Genomic DNA, 17288 nt, shown 5'->3' on the forward strand with positions numbered 1-17288 from the left:
CAGCCCCAAAACAGCTCAACATCCGCGCATGTGTTAAGCCACGGACACGCCGAAAACCCAACCTATGGCGTAGGTGACTGCTAGCGCTAGCGCTCCACCGACCGCCAATCGGGCCACAGAGCGAGAACGTGATCCTCCGGAAAAGACTGCCGATAGCCCACCGGTCACCCCGAGCGCAATCAAAGTGCCGATCAAAGTTGCCCACACCCGCATGTAATCCGGAACGAGCATGCACACCAGTAGCGGAATGAACGCACCCACCACGAAAGACACCGCCGAAGAACCGGCAGCGACCCAAGGATTGGTGTAGTCGTCCTCAGCCATGCCAAGCTCCAAATCGAGGTGAGCAGCCAATCTATCGTGCTGCTCCATTTCCCGCACGGCTTGTTCGGCTACAGCCTCGGAAAGTCCCTTGCTACGCAGGATGCTAACGAGCTCAAGGTGCTCATCTTCGGGGAAATTTTCCAACTCCCAACGTTCTTTAGCTACCAGGCGCTGCTCCGTGTCTCGCTGCGCGGAGACCGAGACGTACTCGCCTAACGCCATCGACACAGCCCCGGAGGCCACGGCGGCGACACCAGCAATGAGCAACGCATGCGAATCGGCACCGGTGGCAGCCACACCCATGAGCAGGCCGGCCACGGATACAATGCCGTCGTTAGCTCCCAGCACACCAGCCCGCAGCCAGTTAAGACGGGAATTCACTGAGTCTGAGTGGGGTTCAATGTATTTGGCACCGTGCGTATTGTCAGCGGACATTGTCATCGGAATTCTCCTCAAGAATTAGGGCAGCCTAACGCAAAAGTGCTGGTCAGACGCTCCAATTTTACGGGAGAGTGCAACAGCTCACAACCAAATCTAGGCTAACCGAACTATGGGTAGCCAGTCCTGCACCGCGCTTACTCTGGTTCCCGAAGCATCAACTCTGGCAGTGCCCATCGTGCTCAGCCCCGTGGCCAGGCGTAACCATTCCAGCGGTGCTGCCTCCAACACGTTCGGCGGAGTTCCCCTGGTGTGCTCTGGCCCCGCGATACACTGCACCGCCACAAATGGAGGCACCCGAATTTCCACCGTGTGCCCCGGGGCGAGCTCAGCCAGGGTTCGTGCGGTCAGTCGGCAGGCTGCGGCCAGCTGGGCCCGCGGTGGCTTGGCGACGTTTTCCGGGTCCCGAATCCACTCCTCGACGGCCAGCACGGCTTCCCGACATTCCGCTGGATCAATGCGCTTCTTCATATCACTCGCAACTCTCATTCATGCTGGTGCACTTTGTTAAACTCATCGTTCGGGTCTTAGTTAGATTAATAATGATTCTTCCCTGCAGAAAGATTGGTTGATGTCGCACCGAAACCCTGAAATCACTTTGCGCTTCATGGCAGCACCTACCGACGTGTTGATGGCCGGAAACCACGGTGTCAACGGCGGTCGCGTTTTGGAATGGATTGATAAGGCCGCCTATGCGTGCGCAACTTCCTGGTCAGGGACGTATTGTGTCACCGCCTATGTGGGCCACATTCACTTCTTCCGCCCAATTCCATCTGGACACATGGTTGAAGTTCGTTCGCGGATCGCCATGACGGGCCGCTCTTCCATGCACATCGTCAATGAGGTGTACTCTGCTGACCCGCGCGAGGGTGTCTTCACCCGAGCCTGCGACTGCCTCGTTATTTTCGTAGCAAAGGATACTGAAACCGGCAAAGCTGTCGCGGTACCCAAGTACGAACCAACGAATGCGGAGGAACAGCGCGTGTACGACGCAGCGCTCTCCCGCATCGAGCTGCGCCAAGCCATCGAAGCAGAGATGGAAAAGCAGACCTACGAAGGCCCATCCGACGCACCACGCCTGATCACCCGTTTCCTGGCGAAGCCTACCGACGTCAACTGGGGCGGCAAGGTCCACGGTGGCACCGCCATGGAATGGATCGACGAAGCCGGAGCTGCCTGCACCATGGAATGGTCGGGCGAACACACGGTTGCCGTGTACGCCGGTGGGATCCGCTTCTACCGCCCCATCCAAATCGGTGACCTCATCGAAGTCGATGCCCGACTCATGCGTACCGACGCCCGCGGAATGCAGATGTCCATCCACGTGCGCTCCGGGGCTCCCCGCGGCGGGCGCGATTCCCTGCAGACCGCCATTCATGCAACCGTTTCATACGTCGGTGTAGACATCGACGGAAACGCACTGCCCGCCCGCCAGTTTGAGCCACGCACCGAGGAAGACCTGCGTCTGTGGGAGCATGCAGCTCGTCTGCGTGAGCTGCGGTCGGAGTACTCGCCACGTCCTTTGACGAAGCAGAGCGACGCGCGACACTTGTCTTAGGTCGAGCGCTGCTGGGCGGTGCCTGGCGCCGAGTTCAAAGGACACCCAGGGCTTCAGAAGCGCTAAGCAGTACTTCCGCACTTGTTGTGTGTGGTACTAGCCCGCCAATTCAGCAGCCTCGCTCTCTTGGGCTTTCTTCTTGTCTCGACGACGCTTTTCCACAATGAACAGCAGAATTCCGGCGATGAGTAGGATCAGCAAGTCCAGAATCATCCACCAGGACAGTGGCCAGTGCACACCAGCGACAGAGGTTGCTTCGCTCGGGTCGATGCGGTCAGCCACTACCAACAATCGGTCCGAGTTGATTCCATACGGGGTGCAGGTGACGAGCGTGAGCTTATCTCGGTTTGGCTCATATGTGACGTCTTGCCAATCGTTGGGTTTTACTACTTTTCGCCCGGTTACTTTGTAATAGTTTGTTTGTCCGAGAACTTGGATTTTTACTACGGCGCCGTCTTTCACAGCTGGTAGTCGGTCGAACATCGAGGCGTTCACCATACCGGTGTGCGCGGATATCACGGCATTGGTGCCCAGGCCACCAACTGGGAGATCAGAGCCGAACATGTGCCCAGCCCCGTGATAGAGCACGTCTGGATGTGTGGTGTGCGATACGGGCAAATCCACACCGATTGAATCGATCGAGATTCGGGCGATCGTATCCCCCGTCGATGAGTTCTTCAGCGTGCTCATGTAACGGTCGTAACCCGGCGAACTGGGCTCTGGAGGCATAGCATGGTGCCCTGTTTGTGCCAGCCAGGAGTTGTACGCGTGGGCGTCGGCAAGCAAGCGGTCGATTTCGCCGTTGGGGTGGATGTTTTGGACGTTGGAGCTGTACTCGTCGGCTTGGCGCTGGAGCAGGTGGTCGTTCCATAAGGTAGCCACGATGGGGTACAGCAGGACGATCACACCCAGCAGAATCCACAACCAAGAACGATTACGCTTCTTCTTCGTCTTTTCTGCGTTTTGCACCAAGGAAGAACAAACCTCCTAACGCTAGTAAGAGTGCAACGATGACGAGCCCAATGATGCTGGCACCAGTCATCGCCAAGCTTTGGTCCAGCCGCTTGAGCGGGTTCTTGGTGGCCTGGTTTTGGTCAGCGGTCGCGGGTTTTTCTCCTTGGACCGTGGAGGATCCACCACTGCTGCCGTGTCCGCTGCTACCGAGCCCGAAGATGGGCAGCAGGATGACAGGGATGTACCAGGGCTTTTCCTCCGGCGCAGGGTTATGCACGGTGACGCTGGCGGTGTTCGAGCCAAAGCCGGTGACAGGCACGCCGTCCTTGCCCACCAATGGGCAGGATGTCGGCATAATTTGCTGCTGCTTGGCGTAGACCGCTACCAGCTTGAATACTGGCTTGTTCTTCGCCGCCACGGGTGCGTTCAGCGGTCGGGATACCAAACCGTCTGGGCGATAAATTGCGCAGTTATTCACTACGACTCCATCGACAACGGTATGCGCAACATCTACGTCGAAGCTGAATTTGAGCTTCGTCTCTGGGTGACCGGGGCGAATGGCGGCTACTTGCTCCAGGCCATGCTCGGTCAGTTCTAGATCTAGGCGTTGCCCATCAACGGCCACCGTGTAATCCGTTGCGCCATCCAATACGATGTCTCGGGCCAAGTTACCTGCAGTTACGCGGAAGTTGCGCGGGTTTCGCAAGTTGTCATCCAGCTGGTCGATGATATAGAGCTGGTACAGCTTTCCGGAAGCATCAACTTCCACCACCGTAGCTTCCACCTGGTAGTTCAATGATTCATCGACGTTGATATCCGTCTTATCCACCGTCTTGACCACGGGTGAAGTCAGTGACTTGGCGTGAATTTGCGGCTCGAACGTGACATCACTGCGCACCACCACCAGGAACGGGTTGGAAATCTGTTCGTAATCGTTGCCGATTCTTTGGGGCAGCTCGCTGACCTGGTAGACGCCATCGGCAAGCCCGATGAAGTGGGCAAAACCGTCCAGGTCGGTCAGTTCAACGATTGGTGCGCCGAGGGGATACCCGGGGTCTGAGGTGAGCAGCTGTGGCATCGTTCGGGTGAGCTCGCCAAGCTGACTGGTTGTCGCGGACAGCCCGATCAGCTGGCGCGCTTGGAACCGAGCCCCGACGACTGGCGTTTGCCCGCCAGCATCCTCGGGCCCTCCCGAGCCTTTGAAGACATGAAATGCTCGGGCATCCGAGGCGAAGTCCTGGGCATGAGCCTGGGGACAACAGATGGTAGCCATGAGGGTGAGCAGCACAGCCAACCAGGCGGTTGCGTTGCGACGGCGTATTTCCTTAGCTCTCATCGTCGTCCTTAGTCTCGCGGTAGCGACGCCACAGGCCAAACGCCAGCAGTGCCAAACCGATCAACAGTCCGTATACCAGCGTTTGTCGGCCAGTTTCGGGCAGCACCCACGCCAGGGACTCCATCGGACGGAACGCGCCGTACTTATCCGTGGCGTTGATTGATCCAGCCTTTGTGGTGCCTGCGATGGTGACGGTGCTCTCGGAAGCTGCATAGGTGAAGTTCTGGGTATTCGGTTCGGTGATCAACACATCGAAGGAACAGGACTTTTCTGTTCCCGCCGTCAACACCTGGCCGACCACTGCGCACACGTTGGCAGGAATTGTGCCGTTGGCATCAATGACCACCTGGGTTCCGTCAGCAGCGACCACGGTCCGGCCTGCCAGTGCGGGCTCGGTCAAGGTGACATTACTGATATCCATCGCTCCGGTGTTGGTGGCGGTATAGGTAAAGTGCATGCGGTCCGCGGTGTGTGGCAGCAATGCAGTGTCCGCAATCGCCCCGGTTATCGAACTGATCGGTGACCCATCGATCTTTTTGTTGATCTTCAGGCCTGGGTAGGTGTTGAGTGCTACCAAGCGCCAATCAGCAGGGTTAGCTGTGGTAGTGGCAGCGCTTTCCACCGGCAGCACAGTTGCACCAATCGAGTGTTGTTCTGTCGAATCGGGATTTGCTGGGTCGACGAAGTTGTTAACTTCGGTAATTCCTGAGAGGCGATCACCAGCGGAGGTGACGGTCAATACTGGGGAAAGCCCATCGATTCCGTCGGATTCTTCGTTAATGAAGCAGTTTTGATTTACCGCTACCTGTGGCAGAGTCTTGGTTTGTCCCGCCTGCAGCGTAAATGTTCCGTCGGCGAAACAATTCGAGGAGAACTCAAAGGTTGGGTTGAGCTCTGAGCTACCAGCCACTTCCTTCACAAAGGTGACGTCCACATGGTCGATCGGGTACATGACATCGGCTGCGATGGTCATCACTTCCCCGGTATCCGTCGGGGTGGCGCCCGCCGGAACCGCGAAAGAGTAGGTGTAGCTCTTCATCGCAGTGGTGACTTGATCTACCGGAATCTTGTTGGCCGGAGTTTGCGGATTGCTTGGACTTGGGGTCTCCCCTATCCAGGATCCGTAGAGCATGAACGGGCGACGGTCCCCTTGGGTTACCGCCAGCGACGCCAGTGGCGCCAACGCCGGCGAGGCGTTATCCGCGGTGATCGTGCAGTTCGACCCTGCTGGCAGCATTACGACATGACCGCCGGCCGGGGCAGCCGGATCCGCAGTCGTTAGGTTAACCAACGCCTCGGAAAGAAGTTGCTGTTCAGTGATGGTCGTTTGTTGTGCATCATCGCAGGTAATGGTGAAGCTATAACCTGCTGGATCAGCATCTTGGAAATAGCCGTCTTTCATCGTCACGATTCGCGTTGGCACCATTTCGCGCTCGTACTTGTTGACGAAATCGAATCCCTTGGTCGGGGAATCATTCTCGCTAATGCGCTGGGAGAGCTTTGTGGAATCCGTGCCGTTGACAGTGGTGGTCACCTTGACCCCTGCCGGGGTATTTTGAGTGCCCGATTCCGTCACGGTGCACCAAGCACCGGAAGGTACTTCCAAGCCGGTCAGTCCTGGGTAAACCCGCTGTTGCGATCCATCCGGCGATGCTTCACGAGCCCCGAAGCTACCGAGAGGAATCTGTCGGGGGAGGTTTTCACCAGTACCCTGACGAACGTCAGTGCTGATCGCCGAGAAGTTGTACCCTACTCCTTCACACTTGTAGGTGAAGTCAAATGTTGGTTCCGGCTGTTTATTCTCCAAAAGGTCCATCACCTGGGAGTCCGCCACCACGGTCTTGGAGAACTCAACTGGCGCAGTCACCCACGCGTAGTTATTAGTCAAGTTAACCACGTTCTGGCTACCGCCATCAGCTGCATTATCGAGGACCTCAAACCCCATCGAAGTGGTGGTTGTCTTCGTCTCTGACAACGTGGTGTCATGCTCACTAGAAGCGTCATTTCGATCTAAGGTCCAGTCAACACTTTCCGGGCGCAGGTGAGTTTCCAGGTCAACTCCATTTTGGGTGTCCTTCAGATCGAGTCGACCGAAGTTGTCACCGGTGATGGTACATTCCGTGCCGACCGGCACATTCTGGAATGTTGTCGATCCAGGGCCATGAATCGTGCCAGTGAATACTCCGAGAACCGGCCGGTCCGCGGCCAGTGGATCAACACACGTCATCTCAAAGGTGTGTGTGAAGAACTGACCATAGTAGGCCGACAAATCAATCGGAGTGTTTGCAATCTTGTTCAGCTCGACGGGAGCTAGTCGACGGGTGTAGGAGTTAATAAACTCGGCGGTATTTTGGCCATCTTTGATGGTAAATGTGGCCGGAGCCGCTGCGCTCGCTGTGGCACTTGCTGTGTTCGACCCGTTGAGCTTTACTTCCTGCTTAAGATCAATACCCGTCGCGGTCTGGCTGATATCTTCCGTTGCCGAGCACGTCGCACCAATCGGGAGTCGTTGCGAGGTGAAGTTCACTTCAGTTGCGGACGTTGCGCCATCAACGATGGTGCCGACGAGGTTGACCACATTCCCATCCGGGTAAGTACAGCGGAAACGGACAGTGAACTGGCGGTCCTTCTTAACTGCCTTGCGCTCATCGCTGATGTAGCTTTGCGGATCTTGCGGGAATTGCACTGTCTTAGAAGCAGTCACATTGCTGTAAAGGTAATCGTACTGGTTGTTAATGGTGACCACCGAGTTGTTACCCACAACGATTCCGCTGATGTTCAGCAAATTGCCTTCACTCTCGGACTGCGCTCGGCTTTGAGTACCTGACGCATCTGAGGGGTACGTCGTTTCAGTAATCCAAGTCACCGGAAATGTGACGCCGTTAATGGTGCGTGTCTTCTTGTCGGCGGTCAGTGGCTTAGCCTGGAGCTGACACTGGGAGCCTTGCGGAACTTCTGCAGGGGTGAACGAAATCGAGTCCCCATCAGCCAAAGTGAATTCACCGTTACCTGGCAGAGTGAGCGGCAGTCCGATATTTGTACAGGTCAATACGTAGTCGAGTGGACCGCTCAGTTCTGGGTTGAGGGCAACGTTTCGGCTGATCGTAATACCGTCTCCCGCAGGGGTGTAGGTATTTGTTACTGATACCGCGTTGTCAGGAGCTTGTACCGTGACCGTTTGGTCCGCGACGTCCGCGGTCCAGTTGATACCACCAGCCGTGATATTCGGGCGCGGCTCGCTAAAACTACAGGTATTCCCATATGGGACCTGCATGGAACCGTCTAGGGCGTCGTTAAGCATTGCAGCTACGGCTGGGTCCGCATTGGTAGCAACCAAATGGACGGTTCCGTTTTCGCTGACGCGCACTTTACCGGTGAGCGCAGCCGATTGGATGCCGTTGGCAGTCTCGTAGGAACGCGTGCCACACTCAAAGAGAATGTCATAGTCCGATGGGATGCCAGTAGTGATGCCGTTCTTTTGGACGAGCTTTGTCAGATTAACCGTGCCCAGCTTGTTCACGTAGTGGTTGGTGACCACGACGCGGTTCTGTCCCGGATCGGTGGAGTCAATCACGGTCAGAATCGGCTGGGTCTTGGCTTGATCGTTGCTGAGGTGTGTGGCTTGGTCATTTGCATCGGAGCCAACCAGGTCAGTGCGGTCGAGAGTGAAGTTCGTTGCTTCCGGCGTCGCTTCTTCCCACACCTTGCACTGAGCGTCGATACGCACGTCCGGGATCTGCACCGGGTTGGCTGAATCTGTGGTGATGTCGAGCTTTCCTGTTACTCGATAGGTCGAGTCATTGGGCAAGGTACATTCATAGCTCACCGGATAGGTGGCATAGGTGTTTTTCGCCAGTTCTGCAGCCGGGCCGGAAACCTGCTTAATCACCTTTACGGGTGCAGTCTTCCAGGAGTAATGAGCAGCGATATTGACCTGGCTTGTTATCAGAGTGGTTCCTTGGGCGTAGTTTGGAACGACCAATGGGTACGCGCCGAACGAGTTTGGCTGCACATCGACATTGCCATCGATGTTGACCTTGCGACCATCGAATTTCACGGTCTTCTGCTGATCAATAGACAGTCCGGTCAATGGCGTCAAGGTACAGTTTTGGGCTACGGGCACACCATCAATTGTGGTTGAGCCCGACAGCGTATTGGGGCTCCCCGGAACAGCATTAAGTACGAGATCAACGGTGCGTCGGTAGGTAGTACCAGGGCAGTTGAGGTCGAATCGGTATGTCTTGCTTGTGCCGAAGGTTTGGTCTACTGGGTCACCTGTAACCGTCTTGGAAAGGACCACCCTGCCCAGGCGTGCTTTGTAGTTGTTATCGGCAATGACCTTGGTTGCTGAGCCAGAAGCGTCGACAGGCTGCAAAACGACCGTGACGCTATTTAGCTCGGGCGCGGTTCCGGGCTGTGTGATGCCTCCGGTCCAGGTCAAGGTGTGATCGACACCCGCGTCGGTCGGTAGTATCGCGTCATTCTTTTCAGTGACTTTACAGGTCGCCCCGGAAGGAAGTCCGGAAATCTGGGCGGAGTCGCCGCTCTTGAAGCTGTAAGTTCCCGTGAGCGGCACATTCGGGTAGGCGGTACTAAATTCGTCGCGAGCTTGCTGATCTGTCTTGGTTGCGTCATGTGGCGGAACGCAATCGTAGTTGATTGTGAAGGTCTTGCCAGTGACTGCGGCAAATGTGCGGGCGTCGCCGCTAACGATCTTGCTGAGATCGAGCGTTGCTGAAATGAACTTCGGGGTCCATTTCACCACACAGGTGATGGGTTCGTTTTGCGGATTTGATGCCGCGAGTTCGGACGTTTTTGTCGCCGGATCATTGGTGAGGGTATAGCCCGCGGGAACACTTCCTGGTTTGATCGTGGTCACCGTGTTTGTGGTGGCAAGAGTACAGGTCCACACCGGGTCATAACGCTTGAAGACTTCACTCGACTGCGCGCCGGACGCAGTTGAGGTAAAAATCTGTTGGTCAGAGGAGGTTTTCCCCCACAGATCGGGACTATTGATGCTGCGAGCTACCTGGGTGTACGTATTTGGGCCCTGCCAGGGAGCAGGGACGGTGGTGGTGCCGGAGCGAACCCCCATTTTGAAATCGAAGTCAGTGACTTGGCCGGTTGCCAATTGCTCCTGCTGAGTATCAGCGGTGACATCGCCTCGCATGCGACCGAAGTCGATGGCCAGCGCCCAGGCTTGGGTCGACCAAGAGTAGGTCGAAATTTCCAGCGCGGTAGCTGCGGTCGCACCAACCAGGTAGGTGCCGGCCTTCGTTGAGTTCGAGTTCAACACACCTGCGTTGTATTCGTAGCAAGCGAAGTCCACCGGACCCACCTGGTTCAACCCGTAGCGAACGGAGGAAGCCGCCGGACCGAAGATGTTTGAGCTGCTAGTCGCAGTCGAACATGCCGGTGTGTACGTTGACGGAGTTAGCCTGGTGAACGGAATCGCGTCCACCCCGGCCGTGCTGGAATGAACGGTCAGCACTTCGGAGCCCGTACCGACGGCAGTTTGTTGCGCATCAGCGACGACGAAGCGTGGGTTAGCAACAGTTGCCCCCGTGAACTTATCGACGAGCTTGATGTTATCGAATTTGAATGTGTACACACGAGCACTGGTGGAATCATGCGAGGTCTTCACCACCGGCTTGTTGGGATCACCAGCGTACTGCGCAAAATAGGTGGTACCGTCAATGGTATTTCCAAATGCGGAAGTGTTGTCTACCCAACCAAAGCTGGTAGAAACGCCTGGCCCCTGCGCCTCTGCGGCCGTGCCACCGACGGCAACTTTGCCACTTTGTCCTGTCAAAGACAGAGTATATGTGAGCGTGTAGCGCCCGAGGTTCTTCGTCACCGTCTGCGGAGTTGAGAGGCTGGCTGCTTCTTTCATGTCGATCCAGCACAACTCGTCAGCGTATGTAGCGGCATCATTAGTGCCAGATCGGAACGAGCAATCGCCGTACTGCCAATCAGAACCGCTGTAGTTCATATTGGTGGCTGGCGTGCTCGGTGTTGCTGCATCAGCGGACATTGGCCGTGCAACTACTTGCATTACAAGCGCCACAAGAAAGGCAATGCTCACCAGAGCAAGCGCCCGAAGGAGCTTTCGGTGTTCCATTACTTTGTGCATGCTATTCCTAACGTTGTTGCGTTTGTTGCTCTTGCTGCTTTTTGCGTTTGCGTGACCGCCACCAGCGCCACAACAGATACAAAATGACAAATATGCTGATTCCTACGGCGAACACCATCCACGGCTGCCAAGGCGATTTGTATCGCTGATCCTGGATGTGAGCAGGAAGTTCGGTGCGCTCGCCTCGTACGAGCAGACGATGCGAGTTGATCCCATAAGGTGTGCAGGTGATCAACGTCGCATAGTCTTTGCCCGGCTCCGCCTTGATCGCCTGTACATCCTGCGGGAGTACTACCTTGATTTGATCGACCTTGTAGGCACGCTGCTCCCCCATGACTTCGACGGTGAAGATGTCGCCATCTTTCATGTGGGTGAGGTTGTCGAACATCGTCAGCGTCGCTAGTCCCGTGTGCCCAGTAAGGACCGTGTGGGTGCCTTCCCCGCCGACGGGCAACGCCGTGCCGTAGAGATGCCCTACGCCATGAGCTAGCACATCTTGCTGGGTGCCGTGGTACACCGGCAAATCGATACCAACTGCTGGGACGCGCAGGCGTGCCATAGTTCCGGACACATCCAGTTGGCTGCGATAGTTCTGATATCCGGGTGAATTGATATCCACGCCGTTGACCCATGGGTCTACCGCACCAACTTGCGGGAGGTTTCGGTTGTACTCGTGGGCACGCTCGAGAATTGCGTTACGCTGCCCGTCATGAAGCTTTTGCACATTGCGGGAGTACGACTCTGCAATTTTGTGCTGCTCGACGTTCTTCCAGTGAGTCAGGACGACAGGAGACAGGAACACCAGGAGCGCAAGCACGAGGTAAATCACCGAACGGGGATTCCTGCGCTTGTTGGCGGAGCCATCACCCCGCTGCTGTTGGCGCGCGGTGCGAGTTCGGTGCGTGCCCACGGTTCCTTAGGTCCCCTTCGTCAAATTATTGGCTGCAACTGCTGAGGGGCGAACCAATTGGTCGCCCCTCAGCTAGTTCCGGCTAGTTAGGCAGCTTGTGCCTTGTTGTCCTTGTAGCTGGTGTAGAGACCACGGGCCAGGAGAGCGAGGCCGAGCAAGAACACGAGAACAATTCCCCATGCACCGGTGGCTGGGAGCTGACCGATGATGGAATCCTTGGCGTTGTTCACGGTGACACTGAAGGTCTTTGTCGCTGCGTCGTAGTTAACCTTGACTGGCTCTGGGTTACGAACGTAGCCCGAAGGAGCCTTGGTCTCCAACACACAGTAAGTGTTGGCTATATCGCCGGTGCCGCCACCAGAGAAGGAAGTAGCCGGGATGCCGTAGCCGGTGTAGGTGTCTTGGTTGGTTACCAAAACGTCGGAGCGTGTTGCGCCATCAGCGGTGCTTGCGACGGAGATTGGCGCGCCAAGCAGCTCAAACTTGTTCGGATCTGCCGCAGTAGGTGCACACTGGTAGAGCTGGAACTCGGCACCATTCATTTCTGCTGCCGTGCCACCGGTCTTGGTCAAGGTGAGGTTACCGAAGGTCGTGGAGGTTGGTTGGTCCGGCGTGTTTGGATCATCATCAACGACATCGGTATCTACGGTGCCTCCGTTTGGCAGTTCAACGGTGGCGGTGTTGGTGATAACACCCGTAGCTGGAATCGAGGTAACCGTGGCCTTGAAAGCTACCGTTACCTGGAGGGTTGGATCGGTAGCGCGAGCATTCGACAACTTGGAAAGACCAGTTGAGGTGAAGTCGACCCGAACGGTGTTGTTCGCGGTAGAAATGGTGTAGTCACCCGCGTCCAGCGTGATAGCAGGTGCACCAGTCGTCGCTACCACCACGGAAGCTGGATCCAACGTAAGGCCGGTCTGCAGTGTGTCAACGATGTTGAAGCGATCGAGCGTACCAGCCGGCACAGGCGCGTTGATGGTGTAACCCATCACGCCACCTAGAGTTGCCTGAGAGTCGTCTGCCTGCTTGTTCGGGCGAACGTCCTGGTTCTTTGGGTTCACCGTCTGGCTGTAGTTCCAGTCACCAGTGGCTGGATCGTTGAACGGCAGAGTAACAATGAACGGAGCTGCCGTCGAGTATCCATCGAGGGTCTGTTCAGTGACCAGGTAAGCACCAACCGTTACCTCTGGATTGGTAACCGTGATCTTTCCGTCTGTACCGGTGGTTTTCGTGAATCCGGCATCAAGTGCACCAGGGGCTGCGCCGGTTCGCGTAGCCAAATCAGCCCAGCCTTGCTGTGTGGTCAGGTCGATGTCTGTGATGCGTTGAATCAAGAAGGTCACGCCTGGCAAAGGAGTCGAAGTGTTGCCGACTTCGCCTTCAAACTTATTGATCGTCAAGGAAACAGTTGCGTTGGCATCAATGCCAGCGCCTGGAGCAGGAGCTACCGTAGCAAGCGGGGTTTCCGTACCAGCAGGCTGTGCGAGCACGACGGGCGTAGCACCAAAAGTGAGGGCGCCAGCAGCTAGTACCGTCAGGCAGCTGCGAGAAAATTTGTTCATCATAATCTCCAATTAGGACGACTTGCCTATTCAATTTCGGTACTACCTATTAGTTTTGTATAGGAAATCGCTAAGAATTAAACGTTCTCGAACGATTATTGTTGAATTCCCTCAGCGATTCAACATATTAAAATTTACTGAGTCCAAATGCAGGGAAAATGGCGAAATTATGCGAATAATAAGAGTAAAATTAAGAAATTGGCTACGATACTGTCTTTCTTGTTACCATTTTGTTATCCAGAATTGGCGGGCAGAAAGTTCCCAAAACTCCACCCCGAACACATCAAATCGCCTACGAGCTGGCAGATCTGCTACCTGGTATCAAATTCGACCACTCGTGCACTTGAGTTCCATCACAAACGCCACCCGACCATACCCTTCAGGAATAGCGCTTCCCTAAAGTCGCGCTCCACTCCAGACTATTCACAGCATTTCCCCTGAGTAATCTCCACCCGGAGCAAGGGTCCGACTCGTCACTTTTCATAAGTTAGGCATATTTGTCGTCTCGGCGCTTCCGGCAGATGTTTGTCCCAGAACGTTTTCCGTCGACCAGTTGTCCACTGCAAGAATCGACGGTGAACTCTTCATGAAAAGTCATTGATCGAAGGGTAAACTCCCAGCTCATCGCCAATTTCGCGTTCGCCTAAATGTTAAAAATTGTCTAAGAATGAGAGCCGTTGGCTTTCCCGAGCCACATTCCGCCCTCTTGGACAAACGACGATTTAAAAGTGAAGATCTCCCCTCGCATGCTTGCCATGCTGGTGGCAACGGCCACCGTGGCTGCACTCCCCGTACCTGCAGCGCTCGCCAGCCCAGACGGCTCCGATCTGGTCATCAACGAAGTGTTCGGTGGAGGCGGCAATTCCGGCGCCCCTTACACCAACGACTTTGTTGAGCTCTACAACCCAACCGACCAGGCAATTTCCTTGGCCGGATATGAAGTTGCCTACTACTCTGCTAAGGGGGGACCGGGTGGCAAAACTCAGTTGACTGGTAACGTTGCCCCGCGTTCCCACTTCTTGATCTCTATGAGCGGGGGCACCAATGGAGTTGCACTTCCAACTCCAGATTTCACTGGCACGCTGGCACTCGGTGGCACTGGCGGTACGGTGAAGCTGCTCAAGGCGGGTGCTGACCTCGACGTAGTTGGCTGGGGCGCTGCCACCATTTTTGAGTCCCAAGCTGCGGCCGGCACTGCCAACACCACATCGGTGCAGCGTACGTCCGCAGGTGTAGATACGGACAACAATGCGGCTGACTTCACTGCGGGCTCACCGACCCCGCAAAATTCCGGCACCACCCCGGGAGAAACCACCACTCCAGGCACCACTTCGCCCACCACTTCTGCTCCAACCACCACTGCGCAGCCATCGGTAGAGCCAGGCGCAGTAATCCCTATCGCCGACATTCAGGGCACCGGTTCCGCGTCCCCGATGGTCGGCAAGTCTGTGACCACTCGTGGCTGGGTAACTTCGAGCTACCCAGAAGGCGGCTTCAACGGTTTCCACCTGCAGACTGGTGGCACCGGCAAGACTGAAAAGCAAGCAGGCCAAGCTTCGGACGGCATCTTCATCTACGCGGGCAAGGGCACCAGCCTGCCAAGCATCGGCGACTGCGTGACGGTATCGGGCACGGTGTCCGAATACGGCAAGGCCGGTACCTCTATCACGCAGCTGAGCAGTCCGACCGTAACGAGCGTCGATAAGGCTCAGTGTGGCGAGGAAGTGACCCCTGTTGCGGTGACCCAGCTGGCCGCGGATCCTAACTTGCGTGAGGCTTACGAGGGCATGCTGGTGCAGCCTACGGGCGCGCACACTGTCACCAACAACTATGCGCTCAACACCTACGGCTCGGTAGACCTCGCCTTGGGCGACAAGCCTTACTACCAGGGCACGGACGTCTTCCCTCCATCAACTGATCCGAACTCCGACGTGCAAAAGTTGATGGCGCAGCAGGCAGCGGAAGTCATCACGCTTGACGACGGCCGCTCGGCCGACTACTTCAAGACGGATAAGAACACCCCACTGCCTTACCTCGCCCAGGACGGCGGAAAGACGATCAAGTCGCTGCGCACCGGCGACGGCGTGCGCTTCCAGCACCCAGTGATCCTAGACCAGCGATTCAACACCTGGAATTTCCAGCCCACCCAGCCGATCACCGGCAACACCGCGGGCACTGATCTCCCGATCACCTGGGAAGACTCTCGTGTAAAGGTCGCCAATGTTCCGGACACGGTCGCTGGCAACTACTCCCTCGCGAGCTTCAACGTCCTCAACTACTTCACCACGCTGGGCCAAAACAAGCCTGGCTGCAAGGCATACAACGACAAGGACGGCCATCCGGTCGCAGCGAACGGCTGCACGGTGCGTGGAGCATACTCTGAGAAAGCGTTCCAGGACCAGCAAGCCAAGATCGTCGCCGCGATCAACAAATTGAATGTCTCCGTGCTGGGCTTGGAAGAGATTGAAAACACCGCCACCGTTACTGACTCCCAAAAGGACCGCGACACGGCCCTGGCTTACCTGGTTTCCCAGCTCAACGCTGCTGGCGGCAACTGGGACTATGTCCGCAGCCCTGCCAAGGTTCCAAGCAGCGAAGACTACATCCGCGTCGCCTTCATTTACCAGAAGGACAAGGTTGCACCGAAGGGTGAATCCATCATCTTCGATGCCCCAGAATTCACCGGAACTGCCCGCCAGCCACTGGCCCAGGAATTCTCCTCAGTTGCGAACCCAGAGGCAACTTTCGTAACGATCGTCAACCACTTCAAATCGAAGGGCTCTGTCGCTAAGGGCGACGGAGACACCGGCGACGGCCAAGGCAACAACGCAAACCTGCGCGTCCAACAGGCCAAGGCGCTGCTTCGCGAGCTCAGCAACCAAAAGCAGTGGCAAAACACCCCAACCTTCATCGTCGGTGACCTCAACTCCTACTCCAAGGAAACCCCGGTAACCACGCTTATCGACGGCGGGTTCGCCAACCTCGGTGAGGGACGAGCAGACGCCTCTCCGAGCTACCAATTCGGCGGACGCCTCGGCTCCCTCGACCACGCTCTTGCCAACGAAGCTGCAGCCAAGCTCGTGCAGGATGCCAAGGTATGGGACATCAACTCCGACGAGTCCGTCGCCTTTGAGTACTCCCGACGCAACTACAACGCGGTCGACTTCTACCAACCAGACTTCTTCCGCTCCTCAGACCACGACCCGATCAAGGTCGGCTTCAACCTTCCTGAGACGACCACTTCGGCACCGACCACCCCCGAGACCACGACGCCAGAAGTGACCTCCCCAGCCACCAGCACCGAGCCAACTTCGGAACCAGTGCCGACGGTAACCACCGCCGTCACCACCACGCTGGAACCAACCACGGTCACCGAAACACTGGCTCCAGAAACCATAACTACTACCGCTGAGCCGGTCACGACCACCGCGGTCTCTACTCAGGTCACTACCCAGGTTTCCACCGTCACCGCCGATCCAGTAACCGTCACCGCCGATCCAGTAACCGTCACCGCTGATCCAGTGACCGTTACTGCCGCACCAGTGACGACCACCGTCAACGGCACCCCGGTCACCGTTACCGCAGACCCAGTCACCACCACTGTGACGGCAGCACCAGTCACGGTCACCCCGGCACCAGTGACGACCACCGTCAACGGCACCCCAATCACCGTCACCGCTGCACCGGTTACCACCACCGCCGCACCAGTTACGGTTACGGAAACTGCAACCGTTACCCCGGCTCCAGTGACCACCACCGTGACCACCACCGGTACGGCGACGGTCACTGTCACCCCTACCAATCCGGAAACTCCAAAGCCAGGCAAGAAGCCAGTATCCAACGGATCTTCCGCCGGCTCATTCCTTGGTGTGCTGTTCGGCATCGGCACGATCTTTGGCTTGGGAAACTTCCTGCTGCAACGCTTTGCACCACAGCTGTTTGCACAAGCTCAGGCACAGTTCATGGCCTTCTTTGCGCGCTTCATGCGCTTCTAACAAAGCGACGAGTCTAGCCAAGACTTAAGCCGGGGTTAGGACGCAATAAAGCGTGCTAACCCCGGCTTTTGCAATTCG

9 protein-coding genes are annotated in these 17288 nt (G+C 56.6%); 2 read left to right on the forward strand and 7 right to left on the reverse strand.

Annotated elements, in window-relative coordinates:
• Positions 1–33: 33 nt before the first annotated feature.
• The gene (locus CEPID_RS10095; protein WP_047241504.1) at positions 34–759 is read right to left on the reverse strand and encodes a VIT1/CCC1 transporter family protein; all 726 of its coding nucleotides are present in this window, start codon (positions 757–759) and stop codon (positions 34–36) included.
• 99 nt (positions 760–858) lie between these two features.
• Entirely contained in the window at positions 859–1233 is a 375-nt protein-coding gene (locus tag CEPID_RS10100) for a sterol carrier family protein (protein ID WP_047241505.1), read from the reverse strand.
• Between the two features lie 136 nt (positions 1234–1369).
• On the opposite strand from CEPID_RS10100, the gene CEPID_RS10105 reads away from it, so the two are divergent.
• A complete protein-coding gene (locus tag CEPID_RS10105; RefSeq protein ID WP_201775199.1) occupies positions 1370–2320 on the forward strand; it encodes an acyl-CoA thioesterase in 951 nt (316 codons plus the stop codon).
• Positions 2321–2416: 96 nt separating this feature from the next.
• Here CEPID_RS10105 and CEPID_RS10110 read toward each other — a convergent pair whose 3' ends face one another.
• The 5 genes from CEPID_RS10110 to CEPID_RS10130 all read right to left on the reverse strand — a co-directional run bounded on the left by CEPID_RS10110 (position 2417) and on the right by CEPID_RS10130 (position 13218).
• Positions 2417–3289, reverse strand: a complete 873-nt coding sequence (locus CEPID_RS10110) for a class C sortase (RefSeq protein WP_236684332.1) — start codon at positions 3287–3289, stop codon at positions 2417–2419.
• The gene (locus tag CEPID_RS10115; protein ID WP_047240855.1) at positions 3255–4610 is read right to left on the reverse strand and encodes an isopeptide-forming domain-containing fimbrial protein; all 1356 of its coding nucleotides are present in this window, start codon (positions 4608–4610) and stop codon (positions 3255–3257) included. Before CEPID_RS10115 ends, CEPID_RS10110 begins: the two co-directional genes overlap by 35 nt.
• Positions 4600–10644, reverse strand: coding sequence for a DUF5979 domain-containing protein (locus CEPID_RS10120; protein WP_144413512.1), 6045 nt, complete (start codon positions 10642–10644; stop codon positions 4600–4602). The genes CEPID_RS10115 and CEPID_RS10120 overlap by 11 nt, the downstream gene beginning before the upstream one ends.
• A 106-nt stretch (positions 10645–10750) precedes the next feature.
• A complete protein-coding gene (locus tag CEPID_RS10125; RefSeq protein WP_047240857.1) occupies positions 10751–11653 on the reverse strand; it encodes a class C sortase in 903 nt (300 codons plus the stop codon).
• A gap of 86 nt (positions 11654–11739) precedes the next feature.
• Positions 11740–13218, reverse strand: a complete 1479-nt coding sequence (locus CEPID_RS10130) for a SpaH/EbpB family LPXTG-anchored major pilin (protein WP_083984446.1) — start codon at positions 13216–13218, stop codon at positions 11740–11742.
• Positions 13219–13943: 725 nt separating this feature from the next.
• Here CEPID_RS10130 and CEPID_RS10135 point away from each other — a divergent pair.
• On the forward strand, positions 13944–17210 hold the full coding sequence (locus tag CEPID_RS10135; RefSeq protein ID WP_144413513.1) for an ExeM/NucH family extracellular endonuclease: 3267 nt from the start codon (positions 13944–13946) through the stop codon (positions 17208–17210).
• The last annotated feature ends 78 nt before the right edge of the window (positions 17211–17288 follow it).

Source organism: Corynebacterium epidermidicanis (assembly GCF_001021025.1).
Taxonomy (GTDB): Bacteria; Actinomycetota; Actinomycetes; order Mycobacteriales; family Mycobacteriaceae; genus Corynebacterium; species Corynebacterium epidermidicanis.